This window comes from Streptomyces sp. NPDC007863 (assembly GCF_040633895.1).
GTDB lineage: Bacteria > Actinomycetota > Actinomycetes > Streptomycetales > Streptomycetaceae > Streptomyces.
Genome location: NZ_JBEYEI010000012.1, coordinates 1 through 19,728 on the forward strand (window position 1 = coordinate 1; position 19,728 = coordinate 19,728).

Below are 19,728 nucleotides of genomic sequence, written 5' to 3' on the forward strand. Positions count from 1 at the left end.
AACCCCACCCCCCGCGTCCCGCGCGCCGGCTCGCCGCCTCCCGCCCCCCCCCCCTCTCTCGTGTTCGCCGGGCTACTTCTCGTACGGGCTCGGGACCGGGAAGTACGCCTCCAGGAAGGGGGTGATCAGGTCCTTCTGCTCGCCCACCTCCTGCTCCGTGGACACCGTGTCGTTGACGCAGAAGACCGTCTTGTCCCGGGCGGCGAGGAGCCGGCCGAGCCGGGTCTCCGTCCACGGGTGGGTCAGGTCCAGGTAGGAGTACGGCAGCTGGGAGGGGACCGCGCGGCCCGTGTGGAACGCGTAGTAGTGGTGCAGCGAGGACGAGATGGAGATGTCGTCGATGCTGCGGAACCTGCTCGCCTCCGTGTGGCGGTACTCGGCGGCGAACTCCGTCTCGATCTCGGTCAGCACGGTCCGGCTCAGCGGATGCGGCATGTGCTTCATCTTCTGGACGAGCACCGCGCCGTACCGCTCCTCGATCAGGCGGCGGTTGTTCTTGCCGGCGGCGGCCACCGGCGGGTCGTCGGCGGTCCGCTCGCCGAGCGGCACCAGCGCGGGCGACGGGAAGAACTTGGTGATGCCGTTGGCGTGGAAGAAGTCGCCCGGCGTCACCTCGTTCCCGAGCATCACGTCGTCGTTGAAGTAGAGGAAGTGCTCCGAGAGCCCCTCGATGTGGTGCAGCTGCGACTCGATCGCGTGCGAGTTGAACGTCGGCAGCAGGTCGGGGGAGCGGAAGACGTCCTTGTGGGACACGACCTCGATGCCCGGCCGGTCGGTGTCCAGCCACTCCGGCACCTGGTCGGCGGTCACCAGGTAGATGTTCCGCACCCAGGGGGCGTACATGTGGAGCGAGCGCAGCGAGTAGCGGAGTTCGTCGCGGCTCAGGTAGCGGGCGGCGTTCGCCGCCTCCGCGTGGTAGCCCTCGCCGGAGAACTCGGCGCGCTGCCGCAGCCAGGCCGGGTCCGACCCGTCCACCCAGGTGTAGACGACGTCGATCGGGAAGGTGACCTCGTCGGTCGGGACGACGGCCGTCTCCGCGCGGGCGGGGACGAGCGGGGCGCCCTCGGTCCGTCGGGGCGCGAGGCTGGTGAAGTACGGCTCCGGGACCGGGACGATCTCCCCGGCCGGCGGCAGCGCCGAGGCGATCCGGCCGGCGCGGGGCGCGGTCAGCTCGCCCTCCTCCAGCGTCCAGAACTCGACGTCGCAGCCGTAGGTGTCGCCGAGCGTCAGCTGGTGGGTCGGGTCCGTGCGGTACCAGGTGAGGCGCAGGACGGGGGAGCCGCCCAGCCGCTGCCAGGTCGCCGGCTCGAAGCCGGGTTCGGACCCGCGGGTGACGGGGCCGTTGGCGCTGAGCGGGGTCACATAGCCGGGCAGGGTCCTGCAGGCCTCCGCCAGGGCGGCGAGGACGGTGGCGCGGTCCTCCGCGCGGACGGCCACGGCGGCGGCCGTCTCCGACTGGCCGCGGACGGCGAAGTGCTCGACGCCGGCGCCGGCGAGCGCCGCGAGGACGGTCTCCAGATTCGCCCGGCGGGCCTGGAGCGGGGTGACGCCCTCGGTGACGAGCGCCACCTTCGGCTCCTTGCCCACCGTGATCACGGCACGGTCGGCGCCGGCCGTGTACGCCCCGTAACGCTTGGCGAGACGGCCGCCGCGACGCCGCTCGGCGGCCGCGGTGCCGCTGGCGATGCGCATCTTCACCCGGCGGCGCATGTCGGCGTCGACCTGCGAAACGATGGCCCGCCTCACGCGTTCCGGTACGGCTCGGCGGTAGACCCCAAGCAGCCTGGGTGCCTCGGGATTTCGCACTGCGGTCGACTCCTTGAACGGGACCGGACGGAAGGATGAACTCATCCAGTATGACGCCTGGCCGGACGCCCTTCCGGAGCGGTGGGACCCGGTCGCCCGGCTCAGTCGGTACGGTGGGGTGCCGGTGCGTGGGCACCACGCGGCGGTCGGCGGCCGGACGCGGCGTACAGCGGCGGAACGCGGCGGAGAGTGACGGACAGTGGCGGACGAGGGGTGTGGTGGAGCATGACCTTTCTGATCACCGGCGGGGCCGGGTACATCGGCGCGCACGTGGTCCGGGCGCTGACGGCGGCGGGCGAGCGGGTCGTCGTCCTCGACGACCTCTCGACGGGGCACGCCCACCGGCTTCCCGACGGCGTGCCGCTGGTGGTCGGTTCCGTCCTCGACCGTGAGCTGCTCGACCGGACGCTCGCCGAGCACGGCGTCACCGGGGTCGTCCACCTCGCCGGGAAGAAGCAGGTCGGCGAGTCGGTCGAGCTGCCGCTGCACTACTACCGCGAGAACGTCGGCGGGCTCACCGTCCTCCTGGAGGCGGTCGCCGCCGCGGGCGTGCGCAGCTTCCTCTTCTCCTCCTCCGCCTCCGTGTACGGCATGCCGGACGTCGACCTCGTCACCGAGGAGACCCCCTGCCTCCCGCTGAGCCCGTACGGCGAGACCAAGCTCGCCGGCGAGTGGCTGGTCCGCGCGACCGGCAGGGCGCACGGCATCGCCACCGCCTGCCTGCGGTACTTCAACGTGGCCGGCGCGGCCGGCCCGGAGCTCGCCGACACCGGGGTCTTCAACCTGGTGCCGATGGTCTTCGAGCGGCTCGACGCCGGCGAGGCCCCCCGGATCTTCGGCGACGACTACGCCACCCCGGACGGCACCTGCGTCCGCGACTACATCCACGTCGAGGACGTCGCGGACGCCCACCTCGTGGTCGCCCGCAAGCTCGCCGAGTGGGCCGGGGCCGGCGAGCCGCGCGACCTCACGGTCAACATCGGCCGCGGCGAGGGCGTCTCCGTCACCGAGATGGTCGGGCTGATCAACGAGATCACCGGGCACGCCACCGAACCCGTCGTCACCCCGCGCCGCCCCGGCGACCCGGCCCGCGTCGTCGCCTCCGCCGACCGCATCGCCACGGAGCTGGGCTGGAAGGCGCGGCACGACGTCCGCGACATGATCGGTTCCGCCTGGGCCGGCTGGACCGCCCGCCGCGGCGCCGCCGTCTAGGACCGCCGTCGCCGCACGACACGGCCCCCTCGTACGCGGGGGCCGTTCGTCGTGCGGGCGTCGCCCCCCGGGCATGCTCCGTTCATCTCACGGCGATCTGATGGGCCCATGCGAGACCAGCTCGGCCAGATCATCCGCTTCGGCGTGGTGGGCGGGATCAACACCGGCACCTTCTTCGGCTGCTACCTGCTGCTCCACCCCTGGATGCCGTACTTCGCCGCGTACACCCTCGCCTTCCTGCTCAGCATGGTGGGCTCCTTCTTCCTCAACACGTACTTCACCTACCGCACCCGCCCCACCTGGAAGAAGTTCGCCCTCTTCCCGCTCACCAACGTCACCAACTACGTGGTGCAGAGCGCCGGCCTGTACGCGCTCGTCACGTGGGGAGGAATGGACGACAGGATCGCGCCACTCGTGGCCGCCGTCGTCGCCATCCCCTTCACGTACGTGATCTCCCGCCGGATCCTCGTCAGCCGCGCCCCCGGTCCGGACGGCTCAGGTGCGGACGGCTCCGGTGCGGACGGCTCCGGCTCGGACGGCTCCGGTCCGGACGGCTCCGGTCCGGAGGGCGAAACGGAGGAGCGGCAGCCGTCCCGGCTCGCGTAGATTGCCCCTCGCGACCGTGCCGGGAGCGCACGGCGCCAGAACAGCGAGTGAGGACGGCGCAGGTGGCGACGGATATGGCGGCGGTGCAGCAGGACATGAACCGACAGGACGTGACCCCGCAGAGCCCGAACCCGCAGGCCCCCTCGCACTCCCCGAACCCGCAGGCCGCGGTGTCCGTGGTCCGTCCCTTCGTCACAGAGGCGCGCCGGATCGTCGTCAAGGTCGGCTCCTCCTCCCTCACCACCGCCGCGGGCGGCCTCGACGCCGACCGGGTCGACGCCCTCGTCGACGTCCTCGCCAAGGTCCGCAGCGGCGGCGAGAAGGAGATCGTCCTGGTCTCCTCCGGTGCCATCGCCGCAGGTCTGGCCCCGCTGGGCCTCACCCGCCGGCCCAAGGACCTGGCGCGCCAGCAGGCCGCCGCCAGCGTCGGGCAGGGCCTCCTCGTCGCCCGGTACACCGCCTCCTTCGCCCGCTACGGCGTCCGCGTCGGCCAGGTGCTGCTCACCACCGACGACACCAGCCGCCGCGCCCACTACCGCAACGCCTACCGCACCCTCGACCAGCTCCTCGCCATGGGTGCGCTGCCGGTCGTCAACGAGAACGACACCGTCGCCACCGACGAGATCCGCTTCGGCGACAACGACCGGCTCGCCGCCCTCGTCGCCCACCTCGTCCGCGCCGACCTCCTCGTCCTCCTCTCCGACGTCGACGGCCTCTACGACGGAGACCCCGCCAAGCCCGGCACCACCCGGATCGCCGAGGTGGCAGGCCCGCAGGACATCGCCCACGTCGAGATCGGCTCCGCGGGCAAGGCGGGCGTCGGCACCGGCGGCATGGTCACCAAGGTGGAGGCCGCCCGGATCGCCGCCGCCGCCGGCATCCCCGTCGTCCTCACCTCCGCCAGCCGCGCCGCCGACGCCCTCGCCGGCCGCGACACCGGCACCTGCTTCCGGCGGACCGGCCGCCGCTCCGCCGACCGCCTCCTCTGGCTCGCCCACGCCTCCACCCCGCAGGGCTCCCTCGGGCTCGACGACGGAGCCGTCCGGGCCGTCGTCGAGGGCAAGAAGTCGCTGCTCGCCGCCGGCATCGCCACCGTCGAGGGCGACTTCGTCGCCGGGGACCCGGTCGAGCTCCGCGACGCCACCGGCCACCCCGTCGCCCGCGGCCTCGTCAACTTCGACGCCAAGGAGCTCCCCCGGATGCTGGGCCGTTCGACGCACGAACTCGCCAGGGAACTCGGCCCCGAGTACGAGCGCGAGGTCGTCCACCGCGACGACCTCGTCGTCCTGGGCTGAGACCAGGCGGTCGCCCCGGCCGGAAACGGGCCCGGAAGCCCTTGCGAAAGCGCCGCCGAAACGGCTGAAACTCCTGCCATCCGGAAGGGACCTTTACCAAAACCGCCCCATGCGGCGGCTCGGGCTGGTCAACTTTGTCTCGGGGGCAACGAACAACGCGGGGTACAGCACCACACGCATCACACAGGAGGCCGCCGGTGAGACGAGCGCGCCCAGGGGCCATGCCCCGCGGGACGGCCGAACGCGCCCTGACGAGTGTCGAGGCCGGAGCCGACTTCGACGCGGCACGGGACAGGGCCACGGAGGGCAGGAGCACAGCAGCCGGGACGGACACAGGCGACGGCGGCGCGGGGGAGCGCCCGCTGTCCAAGCTGTGGCACGTCACGCTCAGCGTGTCCGGCGTCGAGTCACCGCTGAAGGAGGTACGGCGCGGGCTCGAACAGCTCGCCCACGACCACCCCTTCCTGCTGACCAGCCGGTACGCCAACGACCACGCCGAGATCCGGTACTGGGAGGAGGCCCGCGACCTGCACGACGCGGCCGCCGTCGCCCTCCGGCTCTGGGGCGAGCACCGGCAGACGGCGAAGCTCCCGCCGTGGGAGATCGTCGGCCTGGAGGTCATCGACCGGGAGACCTACCACCAGCGGATCGCGGAGGGCTACGGCCCGCCGCCCGCCGCCCCGGTCGGAGTCCACCCCTACTGACCCGCCGGGGCCCGGGTCCTGACGGGCCGGGCCCCCGAGGTCCGTACGGTGGCACGGGCGCGTCTCGCACTGCGGGATGCGCCCGTCGTACGTACGGGGTCGGACCGCCCGTACCAGTACCCTGCGGGCATGACCTCGCTCACGCCCCTCGACAACCTGACCCCGGTCACCCGGGCCGCCTACCGGGCCCGTGGCGCCGCCGCACAGATCGCGCCACTGCCGCGCTCGGCCAAGGACGAAGCCCTCCTCGCCATCGCGGACGCCCTCGAAGTCCGCACCGCGGAGATCGTCGAGGCGAACGCCGAGGACATCGCCAAGGCCCGCGAGGCCGGCACCAGCGAGTCGATCGTCGACCGGCTCACCCTCACCCCCGAGCGCATCCGCGCCATCGCCGCCGACGTCCGCCACGTCGCCGCCCTGCCCGACCCGGTCGGCGAGGTCGTCCGCGGCTCCACCCTCCCCAACGGCCTCGACCTCCGCCAGGTCCGCGTCCCGCTCGGCGTCGTCGGCATCATCTACGAGGCCCGCCCCAACGTCACGGTCGACGCCGCCGCCCTCTGCCTCAAGGCCGGCAACGCGGTCCTGCTCCGCGGCTCCTCCTCCGCGTACGCCTCCAACACCGCCCTCGTCACCGTCCTCCGCGACGCCGTCGGCGGCGCCGGGCTGCCCGCCGACGCCGTCCAGCTCGTCCCCGGCGAGTCCCGCGACTCCGTCCGCGAGCTGATGCGCGCCCGCGGCCTCGTCGACGTCCTCATCCCGCGCGGCGGGGCCTCCCTGATCAAGACCGTCGTCGAGGAGTCCACCGTCCCGGTCATCGAGACCGGCACCGGCAACTGCCACGTCTACGTCGACGCCGAGGCCGACCTGGACATGGCCGTCGACATCCTGGTCAACTCCAAGGCCCAGCGGGTCAGCGTCTGCAACGCCGCCGAGACGCTCCTCGTCCACCAGGACATCGCCGCCGCCTTCCTGCCCCGCGCCCTCGACGCGCTGGCCGAGGCCGGCGTCACCGTCCACGCCGACGAGCGGGTCCTCGCCCACGCCGAGGGCACCAAGGCCACCGTCGTCCCGGCCACCACCGAGGACTGGGAGACCGAGTACCTCTCCTACGACATCGCCGCCGCCGTCGTCGACTCCCTCGACAAGGCCGTCGAACACATCCGCATGTGGACCTCCGGCCACACCGAGGCCATCGTCACCACCTCGCAGGCCGCCGCCCGCCGCTTCACCCAGCTGGTCGACTCCACCACGGTCGCCGTGAACGCCTCCACCCGCTTCACGGACGGCGGACAGTTCGGCTTCGGCGCGGAGATCGGCATCTCCACCCAGAAGCTCCACGCCCGCGGCCCCATGGGCCTCCCGGAGCTCACCTCCACCAAGTACATCGTGACCGGCGACGGTCACATCCGGTAACACCACCCCGCACCCCTCCTTTCGGCCTTTCGGTACGGGCGGGGAGACTTCGCACTCTCCCTGCCCAAAACCACATCCCCGGTCTACTCTGAATCCGTGCCGGACGACGTGGGGGGCAGGCCGTCCCCGAACGGCTGGGAGCCCGACGACGAGCGCGGAGGCGCCGCCGAGGGCCGCTGGGACGTGGTTCTGGACGAGGAGTTCATCCGGGCGGCCACCCTTCACGAGCCGACGGCCGTCGAACGCCTCCTCGCCGCCGCCCAGGCCCGTGCCGAGGCCGAATCCGCCCGTGCCCGCGCCCTCCGGGCCGCCGGCGACGACGACCTCTACGACGAGGCCTGCGACCCCGTCGGCCCCACCTACGAGCCCGACGACATCGGCGACGACGCCAGCCCCTACGGCCGCCACGGCGGCGCCCTGCGCCCCTACCGGGGCAGCGCCCGCTGGCACCGGCCCGTCGCCTGGCTCCTCGCCCTCCTCATGGGCATCGGCATGGTGGCCCTCGCGTTCACCGCCGTCTACCGCGGTGCCGCCGCCAACCGGCAGGACCAGGTCCCCCCGGCCTCCACCGGCGTCGACGCGCCCAACCCGGCCCCGCCCGCCGCCTCACCGGCCGCCGCGCCCCCGGTCCCCGTCCTCACCGGCGCCCCGGCCACGGCCGCCGCCGCACCGGCCGCCGGCAGCCGGGCGACCGCCGAGCGGACGCCCCCGCGGGCCTCCGTCGCGCCCGGCACACCCTGACACCACCCGGACGGCCGCCCCGCCCGCCGGGGCGGTCACTCCGACGGCGGAAAACTTCCGAACTTGTCGTGTACCTGGGCGTTTACCGAAGCCCCCGCCGACCTACCCTGAAGGTATGGCAGGGCGTGGCGACCCGCCTGAGGGGACTCCCGAGGGGCTCCCCGGCGGTGACGACGAGTACCGAGCCGTCGTCTTCGACGAGGCGTTCGTCCGCGCTGCCCACCTCCAGGAGTACTCCGCCCAGGAACGGATGGGCGAGCACGCGCTGGCCGTCCGCAGCCGCCCCGGCCCCACCGGCCGCCGCTCCGGCTCCGGCCAGGCCCTCCTGCTGGTCCTGCTGGTCCTCCTCGCCTTCGGCACGGCCATCTATCTCGGCCTGCGCAACCCCTACCAGCCACCGCTCGACCAGCGCGCCGAGCCCCTGCGCACCACCGTCGTCCCCCTCGCTCCCCAGGGCCCCGTCCCCGGCGGCGACCCGGCCCGGCTCCTCGCCCGCAGCCCCGCCGCCGAGTACCGCACCGGCGCCGCCGGCATCAACCTCCCCGTCGCCGCCCGCACCACCCACTTCTCCGAGGGCCAGGTCGTCACCGCCCTCAGCATCGCCAAGGACTACCTCGTCGCCTCCTCCCTGGAACCCGACGTCCTCGCGGGCCAGACCGTGCGCCCCGCCCGCCTGCTGCTCGACCCCGACCAGCTCGCCCAGTTCGACCGCAGCGTCGAATCACCCGCCGACGACGGCCGGCACGCCCTCGCCGCCTGGGTGGTCCGCTTCGACCCCCGTCAGGTCTCCGTCGTCGAGCCCGCGCCCCGCGTCCAGGGCACCCTCCGCTTCGCCGAGAGCACCACGGACACCCTGGACGTCACCGCCGACCACACCTTCACCTACGCGCTGCGCCCCGCCGTCCAGGGTCCGGGCGAGCCCGCCGCGGCCTCCCTCTTCACGGTCCACCGCACCCTGCACCTCCGCTTCGACCGCGAGGACCTGCGCATGCACCGGGCCGAGCTGCTGACCAGTACCGTCGAGGCCGGACCGCAGGCCTGCGGGGAGGACACCGGCGGCGGCCTGAGGCCGCTCCTGGCCGGAGCCGAGGCCCCGGCGTCGTCCGGCCCGGCCCTGACCGACCCCTACGCCCCCGACCGGCCGGCCGTGCCGGCCCTCTGCGGAGCCCTCGCCCCGGCCGCCCAGCCCCGGCCCTGACGCCCCCGGGCCCTGACGCCCAGGGTGCCGTCTACCTCCCGGCCCCCTCGCCCGGCTCCCCGCCGGTCTCCTTGTCCCCTTCCTTGTCCGATTCCTTGGACGAGTCCCCGCCGGTCTCCTTGCCGGTCTCCTTCGGGGCGCCGCCACCGAACACGGTCCGCAGCCGTCCGCCCAGATCGCCCGCGAGGTCGCCGGCCCCGCCGGCTATGTCGCCGACGAGCTTGATCAGCGGATCCTTGCTGTCCTTGACCGTCTGCGCGTAGTGCCCCGCCGACTCGCGGAAGGAGTCCGTGACCGAGGTGTCCTTGTCCTCCGAGCGCTTCGGGTAGTGGCCGTCCATCAACCGCTGGTAGTCCCGGCTCTCCGACCACTTCTTCAGCTCCGCCGCCCGCACCGTGGTGAAGGGGTGCGAGCGCGGCAGCACATTGAGGATCTTCAGAACCGAATCCCGCAGGTCACCGGCCTTCTCGTACTCGTCCGCCTGGGCGAGGAAGGCATCCACGTTCATCTCGTGCAGGTGGTTGCCGCCGGCGATCTTCATCAGGCCGCGCATCGAGGCCCGCAGGTCCTGCCCCACGAGGAGCCCCGCCCGGTCGGCCGACAGCTCCGACTTGCGGAACCACTCGCGCAGCGCGGCCACGATCGCCATCACCGCGACGTTCCCCAGCGGGATCCAGGCGACCTTCAGCGCCACGTTCGTCAGGAAGAGCAGCACCGTCCGGTACACCGCGTGGCCGGACAGGGCGTGACCGACCTCGTGGCCGATCACCGCCCGCATCTCCTCCTCGTCGAGCAGCTCGACGAGCCCCGTCGTCAGCACGATCACCGGCTCGTCCAGGCCCACGCACATCGCGTTCGGCACCGGGTCCTGCGTCACGTACATCGGCGGGACCTTGTCCAGGTCCAGGACGTAACAGGCGTCCCGCAGCATGTCGTTGAGGTGTGAGAACTGCGCGTCGCTCACCCGGACGGAGTCCGAGAGGTAGAGCAGTCTGAGGCTGCGCTCGGGCAGCAGCCCGCTCAGCGCCTTGAACACCGTGTCGAAACCGCTCAGCTTCCTCAGCGCCACCAGCGCCGAACGGTCCGCCGGATGCTCGTAGGCCCGCGAGGAGATGCCGGGGAACCGCCTGCGCTGCCTGCTCGGCACGCCGCCGAGCGGCTTCCCGTCGTGGTTCCTGTCGTGGTTCTCGGTCATGAACGCCCCCTGTCCATCCGTACGAGTCGGTGCTCGTCCCCCTGACACGACCCACCCTAGGCGAGGGCGCTACCGTGAGCGGAGGGCCTGTGGACAACTCGGGCCCTGTGGACAACGAGGGAGCACGACCCGCATGCCCGACATCGCCGAGGCCACCGCCGCCCTCACCGGGATCGCCGCAGCGCAGCAGGGCCCGGGCGACACGCTCCGCATCGTCCTGCTGGTCTCCATGGTCGGTGGCGCCCTCCTCGCCTGGTTCCTGCTGCGTGGATACGGTCGCGACGACACCGCCGGGCAGCCCGGGGAGCGCCCCGCCGAGCAGCCGGGAGACACCTCCGCCCGAGGGGCGTCCGGGGACGCCGAGGACGCCAACGCCTGAGTCGGCGTGAGCGGGCCGCGACCGCCCGCATACGATGTGCGCGAAGTCTCCGCTCCCACCCCCGATCGGATAGGTCCCGCCGAAGATGAGCCTCCACAGCACCGCCGCCAACCTCGTCACGCTTGCCTCCGAGGGCGCCGAGCACGGTGGCAACCACGACAGCCTCAACCCGTACGTCACGGGCGGTGGCGCCTTCCTCGCGCTGATGCTGCTTCTCTGGATCACCACCCGCTTCAACCGCGACCGCTGACCGGACGCCGACCGGGAGGCCGCTGAGCCGGCGCCCACCGCCGTGCCAGTAGGCTCTGCACGCATGGGAGAGCAGGAAGTGCCTACTGGCGGCAGCGGCAAGCGCCGCCTCGGCGTGATGGGCGGGACGTTCGACCCGATCCACCACGGACACCTGGTGGCGGCCAGCGAGGTCGCCGCCCTGTTCCACCTGGACGAGGTGGTGTTCGTACCGACCGGTGAACCGTGGCAGAAGAGCCACAAGGCCGTGTCGCCCGCCGAGGACCGGTACCTCATGACGGTCATCGCCACCGCGTCCAACCCGCAGTTCTCGGTCAGCCGCATCGACATCGACCGCGGCGGCGCCACCTACACCATCGACACCCTGCGCGAGCTCCACTCGCTCAACGCCGACGCCGACCTCTTCTTCATCACCGGCGCCGACGCGCTCTCGCAGATCCTCACCTGGCGCGACGCGGACGAGTTCTTCTCCCTCGCCCACTTCATCGGCGTGACCCGGCCCGGCCACGACCTCACCGACGACGGGCTGCCCAAGGGCGGAGTCTCCCTCGTCGAGATCCCCGCCCTCGCCATCTCGTCCACCGACTGCCGCGAACGGGTGGCCTCGGGCGACCCCGTCTGGTATCTCGTCCCGGACGGCGTGGTGCGCTACATCGACAAGCGCCAGCTGTACCGCGGCGAGTGAGTCCCGGGAAGGGGCACCGGTGAACGACCAGCAGAACCCGTACGACCCGTACTACCCGCAGCCGCAGATCATCGGCTACGACGCGTACGGGCAGCCGGTGTACCAGCAGCCGGCCCAGGCCCCCCAGCAGCCCGCGTACGACCCGTACGCCGGGCAGCAGCAGTCGTACGGCTACGACCCCTACGCCCAGCCCCAGGCGCCCCAGCAGCCCCAGGGACCCCAGCCGTCCTCGTACGACGCCCACACCGGCTACGCCCCCCAGCAGCCCGCCTACGACCCGTACGAGACCTACGGAGGCGGCGGGCAGTACGGCGGGCAGCACACCGGGCAGCAGTGGCAGGCCGCCGAGCCCCCGGCGCCCGTCGCCGCAGCCCCGGCCGGCGTCCCCGGCCAGCGGCCCGCCCCCGAACCGCCCGCCCCGCCCGTCGTCCCCGCCGCGCCCGCGGCCTTCCGGCGGGCGGAGGCCGGCGACGACCGGGACTACCGCACCGAGCAGTTCTCCTTCATCGAGGAGCCCGACGAGGACTCCGAGGACGTCATCGACTGGCTCAAGTTCACCGAGAGCCGGTCGGAGCGCCGCGAGGAGGCCCGCCGCCGCGGCCGCAACCGCGTGATCGCCCTCGTCGTCGTCCTGGCCCTCGCCGTCATCGGCGGCGTCGGCTACCTCTGGTCCGCCGGCCTGCTCCCCGGCACCGGGGACTCCGCGCAGAAGGACCAGGCGGCCGCCACGGGCCCGCAGCGGCGCGACACGATCGTCCTCCACCTCCACGACATCCAGGGCGGCGGCACCTCCACGGCCCTCCTCGTGGACAACTCCACCACCAAGCAGGGCACCACCGTCCTGCTGCCCAACGCCCTCGCCGTCGCCGACTCCGAAGGCTCCGCCACCACCCTCGGCAAGTCCGTCGAGGAGGACGGCTCCAGCGGCACCCGCGAGGCCCTCGACACCCTCCTCGGCGCCAAGATCGCCGGAACCTGGCGCCTCGACAGCCCGTACCTGGAGAACCTCGTCGAGTACCTCGGCGGCATCGAGGTCGACACCGACACCGCCGTCCCGGACCCCAAGGGCAAGAAGGGCGCGGCCCCGCTCGTCGCCCAGGGCGAGAAGCAGACCCTGACCGGCCGCGGCGCCGTCGCCTACGCCACCTACCGCGCCGCCGGCGAGGCCGAGGCCAAGCAGCTCCAGCGCTTCGGCCAGGTGGTGAACGGCATGCTGCGCAAGCTGCCCAGCGACGCCGCCAACGCCACCACGGCCATCGAGTTCCTCCAGCAGATCGCCGACCCCTCCCTCCCCGAGAAGGACCTCGGCGCCTCCCTCGCCAAGCTCGCCGACCACGCCAAGACCGGCGCCTACAAGACCGCGCTGCTCCCCGTGGGCGAGGACGGGACGCTCGCCGAGGGCACCGGCGACAGCGTCGTCAAGGACATCCTCGGCGGCAAGGTCACCGCCGTCGAAGCCGGCGGAGTGCCGCGGGTCTCCGTCAAGGACGCCACCGGCGAGGACGCCGTCGAGGCGGCCAAGGTCGCGCTGATCAACGGCGGGTACGCGTTCGTCGGCGGCAGCAAGACCGACGGCCAGGCGAAGTCCCAGGTCGTCTACGGTGACGACGCCCAGAAGGCCACCGCGGCCGAGGTCGCCAAGACCCTCGGACTGCCGGCCGGATCCGTCGTCAAGGGCAAGCCCGCGGGCAACGCCGCCGTCACCGTCGTCCTCGGCCGGGACTACGAGATTCCGGGCGCCTCGTAATCGTTTGCGGGGTCGTCGGCGGTCCGTGAGACCCTGGAGGGGTACTGGACCGCCGACGAAAGCCTGCTTGTGACCGCCACGGATCGCTCCATCGAGCTCGTCAACGCCGCCGCCCAGGCGGCGGCCGACCGGCTCGCTCACGACATCATCGCGTACGACGTCAGCGACGTGCTGTCGATCACCGACGCCTTCCTGCTCGCCTCCGCGCCCAACGACCGCCAGGTCAAGTCGATCGCCGAGGAGATCGAAGAGCGGCTCCAGAAGGAACTCGGCGCCAAGCCGGTCCGCCGCGAGGGCGACCGCGACGCCCGCTGGATCCTCCTCGACTACGTCGACATCGTCGTCCACGTGCAGCACAGCGAGGAGCGTGTCTTCTACGCCCTCGAGCGGCTGTGGAAGGACTGCCCCGAGCTGCCCCTGCCCGAGGACGCCGTCAAGACCCGCGGCAAGGCGGCCGAGCACGCCGCCCTCACCGGCGCCGACCTCGACAGGGCGGACGGTGAGCTGAGCTGAGCACCGCCAAGGGCGGCACCGGCCGCCGCATCGTCCTGTGGCGCCACGGCCAGACCTCCTGGAACCTGGAGCGTCGCTTCCAGGGCTCGACCGACATCGAGCTCACCGAGGCCGGCGTCCACCAGGCGCGCCGCGCCGCCCGGCTGCTCGCCGCCCTCCGCCCCGACGCGATCGTCGCCTCCGACCTGAAGCGGACGGCGGCCACCGCCGCCGAGCTGGCCGCGCTCACCGGACTCCCGGTCGCCCACGACGCCGCGCTGCGCGAGACGTACGCGGGGGAGTGGCAGGGCCTCACGCACGAGGAGATCGTCGCGAGGTTCGGCGAGCAGTACGCCGCGTGGAAGCGCGGCGAGCCGGTGCGCCGGGGCGGCGGCGAGCTGGAGACCGAGGTGGCCGAGCGGGCCGCCCCGGTGATCCTGGAGCACGCCGACAAGCTCCCGGCGGACGGCACGCTGGTCGTGGTCAGCCACGGCGGCACCATCCGTACCGCCATCGGCCGGCTCCTCGGCCTGGAGCCGCACCACTGGGAGGGCCTGGGCGGCCTCTCGAACTGCTCCTGGTCCGTCCTCGGCGAGGGCGCGCGCGGCTGGCGCCTCCTGGAGCACAACGCGGGCTCGCTGCCCGAGCCGGTCCTCGGCGACGACACCTGACGTCCCGGGCCGGTCCCCAGGCCCCCGCGCAGCCCGGATTTCACTTTCCGGCAGGTCACAGGCTAAAGTTCTTCTTGTTCGCAGCGCTGAGCGCTGAGAACGCGAGGGGCTATAGCTCAGTTGGTAGAGCGCCTGCATGGCATGCAGGAGGTCAGGAGTTCAATTCTCCTTAGCTCCACAGTCACCGGATCCCGTTCCCCAGTAGGGGGGCGGGATCTGTCGTTTTGTCACTTCTGAGGGCCGCCCGGCCATGGCAGAATCGGACGGCCGGAGGGGGATCAGGTCCGGACGGGAGGGTGGCCTTTGGGTGCGCACAGGCGGAAGTGCGACTGGTGCGGCAGCGGCACGCCCATCGTGCGGGACATGGACCCCGTCAACCCCGAGTACCAGTACTGGTGCGAGGAGTGCGCGCGGGCGCTGATCATAAAGGGCGACCCCATCGAGACCTACCGCGAGCTCGAAGGGGAGCCGATCTACGGCCGGCTCCTCGACGAGCACTGCACCCTCAAGCGCTTCTACTCCTTCGCCACGGCCTGACGCTCCCGGACAGCCACCCGCTGCCGGGGAACCTCCGGGGTCGCCGTCCGCCGGGACCTCCGCAGCGCCAGCGCGTACCCGGCGAAGACCGCCAGGGCCGTCAGCGGGTAGACCGCCGACAGCAGCATCTGACCCGCGTTCTGGTCCAGTTCGGGACGGCCCGGGTCGTGCGGCACCCACCACAGGGCGAACGAGGCGAAGGCCAGCGCCACCGGGCCCGTCACCCGCCACGCGCGCGTGCGGTCGTACAGCAGGATCAGCAGCGGCACGCACCAGACCCAGTGGTGGGACCAGGAGATCGGCGAGACCATCAGCGCCGCGAAGGCGGTGACGACCACGGCCGCGGCCTTGTCGCCGAGCACCGCCGCCCGCACCGCGAGCGCCATCGCCGCGCCGCCCAGCAGGACCGCGGCCGCCAGCCACCACAGCCCGGGCGCGTCCGTGTGCATCAGCCGGGCGAGGACCCCGCTGAGGGACTGGTTCGCGGTCTCCTCGGCGTGCCCGACCCGGCCCGTCTCGAACAGCGTCCGCGTCCAGAAGGTCTTCGAGTCCGCCGGCAGCGCCACCGCCATGGCCAGCGTCGTGACCAGGAAGGTCCCGGTCGCGGTCAGCGCGGTGCGCAGCCACTGGTTCATCCCCCGGTCCCGCCGCCACAGCAGCAGCCCCGCGGCGAGGAGCAGCACCACGAAGAGACCCGGTGTGAGTTTCACCGCGGTCGCCAGGCCGATGCCCAGGCCGGCCCAGCGGCTGCCCTCGCGGCGAGTGAAGTCCCACAGCACGGCCACCGCGACCAGCAGGTTGATCTGTCCGTACCGGAGGGTCGTCCACACCGGCTCGCACCAGACCACGACCGCCGCGACCCACAGGGTCGTACGCCACAGATCGGCCCGTCGCGCGGGCGAGGCGAGCGCCGGGCGGACCAGCTGGAGCGAGAGCCGCACCAGGGCCACCACCAGCAGCAGGTTCCCCGCCGTGGAGAGCGTCCGCATCAGCGGGACGCCCACCAGGGTCAGCGGCAGGAACAGCACGGCGGCGAACGGCGGATAGGTCATCGCCAGGTTCGCCGAGGTGGCGCGCATCGCGTACAGGTCGCCGCCGGCCCGCAGGGTCTCGGCCTCGGCCCGGTAGACCATGACGTCGAGCATGTTCACGTGGGCGACGCGCTGGGCCACCCAGAAGGCCGCGAACGAGATCAGGCAGGCCGCCGCGGCGGCGACCAGGGGCCACGGCCGGGCGCGGGACGGGGAAGGGGTGGAGGGGGACACAGGGGGCGACCCTACCCGGAGCCTCCGACAGTCCCGGAGAAACGGATTTGGAGTTCTGCCCGGCGGCCGGTTAATGTTCTGTCCGTCGCCGCGAGGAAGACCCGAGAGGGAGCCGGGCGGACGATCACGAGGGGCTATAGCTCAGTTGGTAGAGCGCCTGCATGGCATGCAGGAGGTCAGGAGTTCAATTCTCCTTAGCTCCACAGAAGGCAGACGGGCCATCCATACCGGATGGCTCTCCGCACTTCTGCGGTAAGCTGAACGCCGCATATGAGGGGCTATAGCTCAGTTGGTAGAGCGCCTGCATGGCATGCAGGAGGTCAGGAGTTCAATTCTCCTTAGCTCCACAGAAATGAAGCGGGTCATCCGGATCGGATGGCCCGCTTCGTCGTTCCCGCCCGGCCCGTGGGCACCGATGCGGCCTGTGGACATCGATGCGGCCCGTGTGAACGCTGCGGTACCCTGGCGCCATGCGTGCCGTACGCCTCCTGCTTATCGAGCCGCGCTGACCAGTCCCGACGGGCGGAAGAGACCCCGTCGGAGTCGGCGCGGCGTCCCCTCCTGTGCGAGGGGATTTTTCATTTCGTGGCAGTTCGTGGCAGTGGGCAGAGACGATCGATGGAGCTTCTAGGACCATGACCGAGATCAACACGGCCGCCGAGACGGCGGCCCCGCATCGCTACACGGCGGCCATGGCCGCCGACATCGAGGCACGCTGGCAGGACGTCTGGGACGCCGAGGGCACCTACGAGGCGCCGAACCCCTCCGGCGACCTGGCGGGCGACCCCGAGGTCGCCGCCCGCCCCAAGAAGTTCATCATGGACATGTTCCCGTACCCCTCCGGTGCGGGCCTCCACGTCGGCCACCCGCTCGGCTACATCGCCACGGACGTCTTCGCCCGCCACGCGCGTATGACCGGCCACAACGTGCTCCACACCCTCGGCTTCGACGCCTTCGGCCTGCCCGCCGAGCAGTACGCCGTGCAGACCGGCACGCACCCGCGCGTGTCCACCGAGGCCAACATGGAGAACATGAAGGTCCAGCTGCGCCGACTCGGCCTGGGCCACGACAAGCGCCGGTCGTTCGCCACGATCGACCCGGAGTACTACAAGTGGACCCAGTGGATCTTCCTGCAGATCTACAACTCCTGGTACGACACCGAGGCCGCCAAGGCCCGCCCGATCGCCGAGCTGATCGAGCAGTTCGAGCACGGCACCCGTGAGGTCCCCGGCTCCACGCGCGCGTGGGCCGAGCTGTCCGCCGCCGAGCGCTCCGAGGTCCTGGGCGAGTACCGCCTGGCGTACGCCTCCGAGGCGCCGGTCAACTGGTGCCCCGGCCTGGGCACCGTCCTCGCCAACGAGGAGGTCACCGCCGACGGACGCTCCGAGCGCGGCAACTTCCCCGTCTTCAAGTCCAAGCTGCGCCAGTGGAACATGCGCATCACCGCCTACGCGGACCGTCTGCTGGACGACCTCGACGGCCTGGACTGGCCCGAGGCCATCAAGCTGCAGCAGCGCAACTGGATCGGCCGCTCCGAGGGCGCCCGCGTCGACTTCCGGGTCGGCGACACCGGTGCCATCACCGTCTTCACCACCCGCCAGGACACCCTCTTCGGCGCCACCTACATGGTCCTCGCCCCCGAGCACGACCTGGTCGAGAAGATCGTCCCGGCCGCCTGGCCCGAGGGCACCCACGACGTGTGGACCGGCGGTCACGCCACCCCCGCCGAGGCCGTCGACGCCTACCGCAAGCAGGCCGCGTCCAAGTCCGACGTCGAGCGCCAGGCCGACGCCAAGGAGAAGACCGGCGTCTTCACCGGCGCGTACGCGACCAACCCGGTCAGCGGCGAGCGGGTCCCCGTCTTCATCGCCGACTACGTCCTCATGGGCTACGGCACCGGCGCCATCATGGCCGTCCCCGCCCACGACTCCCGCGACTTCGCCTTCGCGCGCGCCTTCGAGCTGCCGATGCGCTGCGTCGTCGAGCCGAGCGACAACCGTGGCACCGACCCGTCCACCTGGGACGACGCCTTCGGCTCGTACGAGGCGAAGCTGGTCAACTCCGCCAACGGCGAGATCTCCCTGGACGGCCTGGGCGTCGTCGACGCCAAGGCGAGGATCACCGCCTGGCTGGCCGACCGCGGCATCGGCGAGGGCACCGTCAACTTCCGCCTCCGCGACTGGCTGTTCAGCCGCCAGCGGTACTGGGGCGAGCCCTTCCCGATCGTCTACGACGAGGACGGCGTCGCCCACGCGCTGCCCGAGTCGATGCTGCCGCTGGAGCTGCCCGAGGTCGAGGACTACTCGCCGCGGACCTTCGACCCGGACGACGCCGACACCCGGCCCGAGACCCCGCTCTCCCGCAACGAGGAGTGGGTCAACGTCACCCTCGACCTGGGCGACGGGCCGAAGAAGTACCGCCGCGAGACCAACACCATGCCCAACTGGGCGGGTTCCTGCTGGTACGAGCTGCGTTACCTCGACCCGCACAACGACCAGAAGCTGGTCGACCCGGCCATCGAGCAGTACTGGATGGGCCCGCGCGAGGGCATGCCCACCGGCGGCGTCGACCTGTACGTCGGCGGCGCCGAGCACGCCGTGCTCCACCTGCTGTACGCCCGCTTCTGGTCCAAGATCCTCTTCGACCTGGGTCACATCTCCTCGGCCGAGCCCTTCCACAAGCTCTACAACCAGGGCATGATCCAGGCCTTCGTCTACCGTGACGCCCGCGGCATCGCCGTGCCGGCCGCCGAGGTCGAGGAGCGCGACGGCGCCTACTGGTACGAGGGCGAGAAGGTCAGCCGCGTCCTCGGCAAGATGGGCAAGTCCCTGAAGAACGCCGTCACGCCGGACGAGATCTGCGTCGAGTACGGCGCCGACACCCTGCGCCTGTACGAGATGGCGATGGGCCCGCTGGACGTCTCCCGCCCGTGGGACACCCGCGCCGTGGTCGGCCAGTACCGGCTGCTGCAGCGACTGTGGCGCAACATCGTCGACGAGGCGACCGGCGAGGCCACCGTCGTCGACACCGCGCCCGACGAGGACACGCTGCGCGCCCTGCACAAGGCCATCGACGGCGTCGCGCAGGACATGGCCGCGATGCGCTTCAACACGGCGATCGCCAAGATCACCGAGCTGAACAACCACCTGACCAAGGTCGGCGGCGCGGTCTCCCGCCCGGTCGCCGAGCAGCTGGTGCTGCTGGTCGCCCCGCTCGCCCCGCACATCGCGGAGGAGCTGTGGCGCCGCCTCGGTCACACGGACTCGGTCGTCCACCAGGACTTCCCGGTCGCCGACCCGGCCTACGTGGTCGACGAGACCGTGACCTGCGTCGTGCAGATCAAGGGCAAGGTCAAGGCCCGCCTGGAGGTCTCGCCGTCCATCACCGACGCCGAGCTGGAGGCGCTGGCGCTGGCCGACGCGCACGTCGTCGCGGCCCTCGGCGGCGCCGAGATCCGCAAGGTGATCGTGCGCGCGCCGAAGCTGGTGAACATCGTGGCCTGAGCGGCCGTGGTGCTCCGGACGTCCGGTGCG

General features: G+C 72.2%; 18 protein-coding genes and 3 tRNA genes. 18 read left to right on the forward strand and 3 right to left on the reverse strand.

Going from position 1 to position 19,728, the window contains the following annotated elements; genetic code table 11:
* Positions 1 to 72 precede the first annotated feature (72 nt).
* On the reverse strand, positions 73 to 1,806 hold the full coding sequence (locus ABZ621_RS19645) for a stealth family protein (protein ID WP_360606132.1): 1,734 nt from the start codon (positions 1,804 to 1,806) through the stop codon (positions 73 to 75).
* 225 nt (positions 1,807 to 2,031) lie between these two features.
* Here ABZ621_RS19645 and galE point away from each other — a divergent pair, with 225 nt between their 5' ends.
* The 7 genes from galE to ABZ621_RS19680 all read left to right on the forward strand — a co-directional run bounded on the left by galE (position 2,032) and on the right by ABZ621_RS19680 (position 8,975).
* A complete protein-coding gene (galE, locus tag ABZ621_RS19650; RefSeq protein WP_360606134.1) occupies positions 2,032 to 3,018 on the forward strand; it encodes a UDP-glucose 4-epimerase GalE in 987 nt (328 codons plus the stop codon).
* A 108-nt stretch (positions 3,019 to 3,126) separates the two neighbouring features.
* Entirely contained in the window at positions 3,127 to 3,624 is a 498-nt protein-coding gene (locus ABZ621_RS19655; protein WP_360606136.1) for a GtrA family protein, read from the forward strand.
* Positions 3,625 to 3,719: 95 nt separating this feature from the next.
* Entirely contained in the window at positions 3,720 to 4,919 is a 1,200-nt protein-coding gene (gene proB, locus ABZ621_RS19660) for a glutamate 5-kinase (protein ID WP_360606138.1), read from the forward strand.
* Between the two features lie 197 nt (positions 4,920 to 5,116).
* Complete coding sequence (locus tag ABZ621_RS19665) at positions 5,117 to 5,623, forward strand: hypothetical protein (protein ID WP_189946725.1); 507 nt, start codon at positions 5,117 to 5,119, stop codon at positions 5,621 to 5,623.
* Between the two features lie 129 nt (positions 5,624 to 5,752).
* Positions 5,753 to 7,036 (forward strand): glutamate-5-semialdehyde dehydrogenase, encoded by a 1,284-nt coding sequence (locus ABZ621_RS19670; protein WP_360606140.1) that lies wholly within the window; start codon positions 5,753 to 5,755, stop codon positions 7,034 to 7,036.
* A gap of 96 nt (positions 7,037 to 7,132) precedes the next feature.
* Positions 7,133 to 7,777, forward strand: coding sequence for a hypothetical protein (locus tag ABZ621_RS19675; RefSeq protein WP_360606142.1), 645 nt, complete (start codon positions 7,133 to 7,135; stop codon positions 7,775 to 7,777).
* A 115-nt stretch (positions 7,778 to 7,892) separates the two neighbouring features.
* Positions 7,893 to 8,975 (forward strand): hypothetical protein, encoded by a 1,083-nt coding sequence (locus ABZ621_RS19680; RefSeq protein WP_360606144.1) that lies wholly within the window; start codon positions 7,893 to 7,895, stop codon positions 8,973 to 8,975.
* 31 nt (positions 8,976 to 9,006) lie between these two features.
* Here the strand turns inward: ABZ621_RS19680 and ABZ621_RS19685 are convergent, their stop codons facing one another.
* A complete protein-coding gene (locus ABZ621_RS19685; RefSeq protein ID WP_360606146.1) occupies positions 9,007 to 10,170 on the reverse strand; it encodes a M48 family metallopeptidase in 1,164 nt (387 codons plus the stop codon).
* Between the two features lie 133 nt (positions 10,171 to 10,303).
* On the opposite strand from ABZ621_RS19685, the gene ABZ621_RS19690 reads away from it, so the two are divergent.
* From ABZ621_RS19690 to ABZ621_RS19725, 8 genes are all read left to right on the forward strand, one after another.
* A complete protein-coding gene (locus tag ABZ621_RS19690; protein ID WP_360606576.1) occupies positions 10,304 to 10,549 on the forward strand; it encodes a hypothetical protein in 246 nt (81 codons plus the stop codon).
* Positions 10,550 to 10,634: 85 nt separating this feature from the next.
* Positions 10,635 to 10,799 carry a hypothetical protein gene (locus ABZ621_RS19695; RefSeq protein WP_030494103.1) on the forward strand — a complete coding sequence of 55 codons (165 nt, stop codon included), beginning with the start codon at positions 10,635 to 10,637 and terminating at the stop codon, positions 10,797 to 10,799.
* 63 nt (positions 10,800 to 10,862) lie between these two features.
* The gene (gene nadD, locus ABZ621_RS19700; protein ID WP_360606148.1) at positions 10,863 to 11,483 is read left to right on the forward strand and encodes a nicotinate-nucleotide adenylyltransferase; all 621 of its coding nucleotides are present in this window, start codon (positions 10,863 to 10,865) and stop codon (positions 11,481 to 11,483) included.
* 19 nt (positions 11,484 to 11,502) lie between these two features.
* Positions 11,503 to 13,230, forward strand: a complete 1,728-nt coding sequence (locus ABZ621_RS19705) for an LCP family protein (protein ID WP_360606150.1) — start codon at positions 11,503 to 11,505, stop codon at positions 13,228 to 13,230.
* A gap of 69 nt (positions 13,231 to 13,299) precedes the next feature.
* Positions 13,300 to 13,743: a ribosome silencing factor gene (gene rsfS / locus ABZ621_RS19710; RefSeq protein ID WP_169084890.1), complete on the forward strand. Its 444-nt coding sequence runs from the start codon at positions 13,300 to 13,302 to the stop codon at positions 13,741 to 13,743.
* Positions 13,740 to 14,393, forward strand: coding sequence for a histidine phosphatase family protein (locus ABZ621_RS19715; protein WP_360606548.1), 654 nt, complete (start codon positions 13,740 to 13,742; stop codon positions 14,391 to 14,393). Before rsfS ends, ABZ621_RS19715 begins: the two co-directional genes overlap by 4 nt.
* A gap of 105 nt (positions 14,394 to 14,498) precedes the next feature.
* Positions 14,499 to 14,571 (forward strand) — tRNA-Ala (locus ABZ621_RS19720).
* A gap of 125 nt (positions 14,572 to 14,696) precedes the next feature.
* On the forward strand, positions 14,697 to 14,930 hold the full coding sequence (locus ABZ621_RS19725; RefSeq protein ID WP_026277450.1) for a hypothetical protein: 234 nt from the start codon (positions 14,697 to 14,699) through the stop codon (positions 14,928 to 14,930).
* Here ABZ621_RS19725 and ABZ621_RS19730 read toward each other — a convergent pair.
* Positions 14,909 to 16,195: a glycosyltransferase 87 family protein gene (locus ABZ621_RS19730; protein WP_360606152.1), complete on the reverse strand. Its 1,287-nt coding sequence runs from the start codon at positions 16,193 to 16,195 to the stop codon at positions 14,909 to 14,911. The genes ABZ621_RS19725 and ABZ621_RS19730 overlap by 22 nt on opposite strands.
* Before the next feature lie 130 nt (positions 16,196 to 16,325).
* Here ABZ621_RS19730 and ABZ621_RS19735 point away from each other — a divergent pair.
* From ABZ621_RS19735 to leuS, 3 genes are all read left to right on the forward strand, one after another.
* A tRNA-Ala gene (locus ABZ621_RS19735) sits at positions 16,326 to 16,398 on the forward strand.
* Positions 16,399 to 16,469: 71 nt separating this feature from the next.
* Positions 16,470 to 16,542: transfer RNA gene (locus tag ABZ621_RS19740), tRNA-Ala, on the forward strand.
* A gap of 288 nt (positions 16,543 to 16,830) precedes the next feature.
* Positions 16,831 to 19,698: a leucine--tRNA ligase gene (gene leuS, locus ABZ621_RS19745; protein ID WP_360606154.1), complete on the forward strand. Its 2,868-nt coding sequence runs from the start codon at positions 16,831 to 16,833 to the stop codon at positions 19,696 to 19,698.
* Positions 19,699 to 19,728 lie beyond the last annotated feature (30 nt).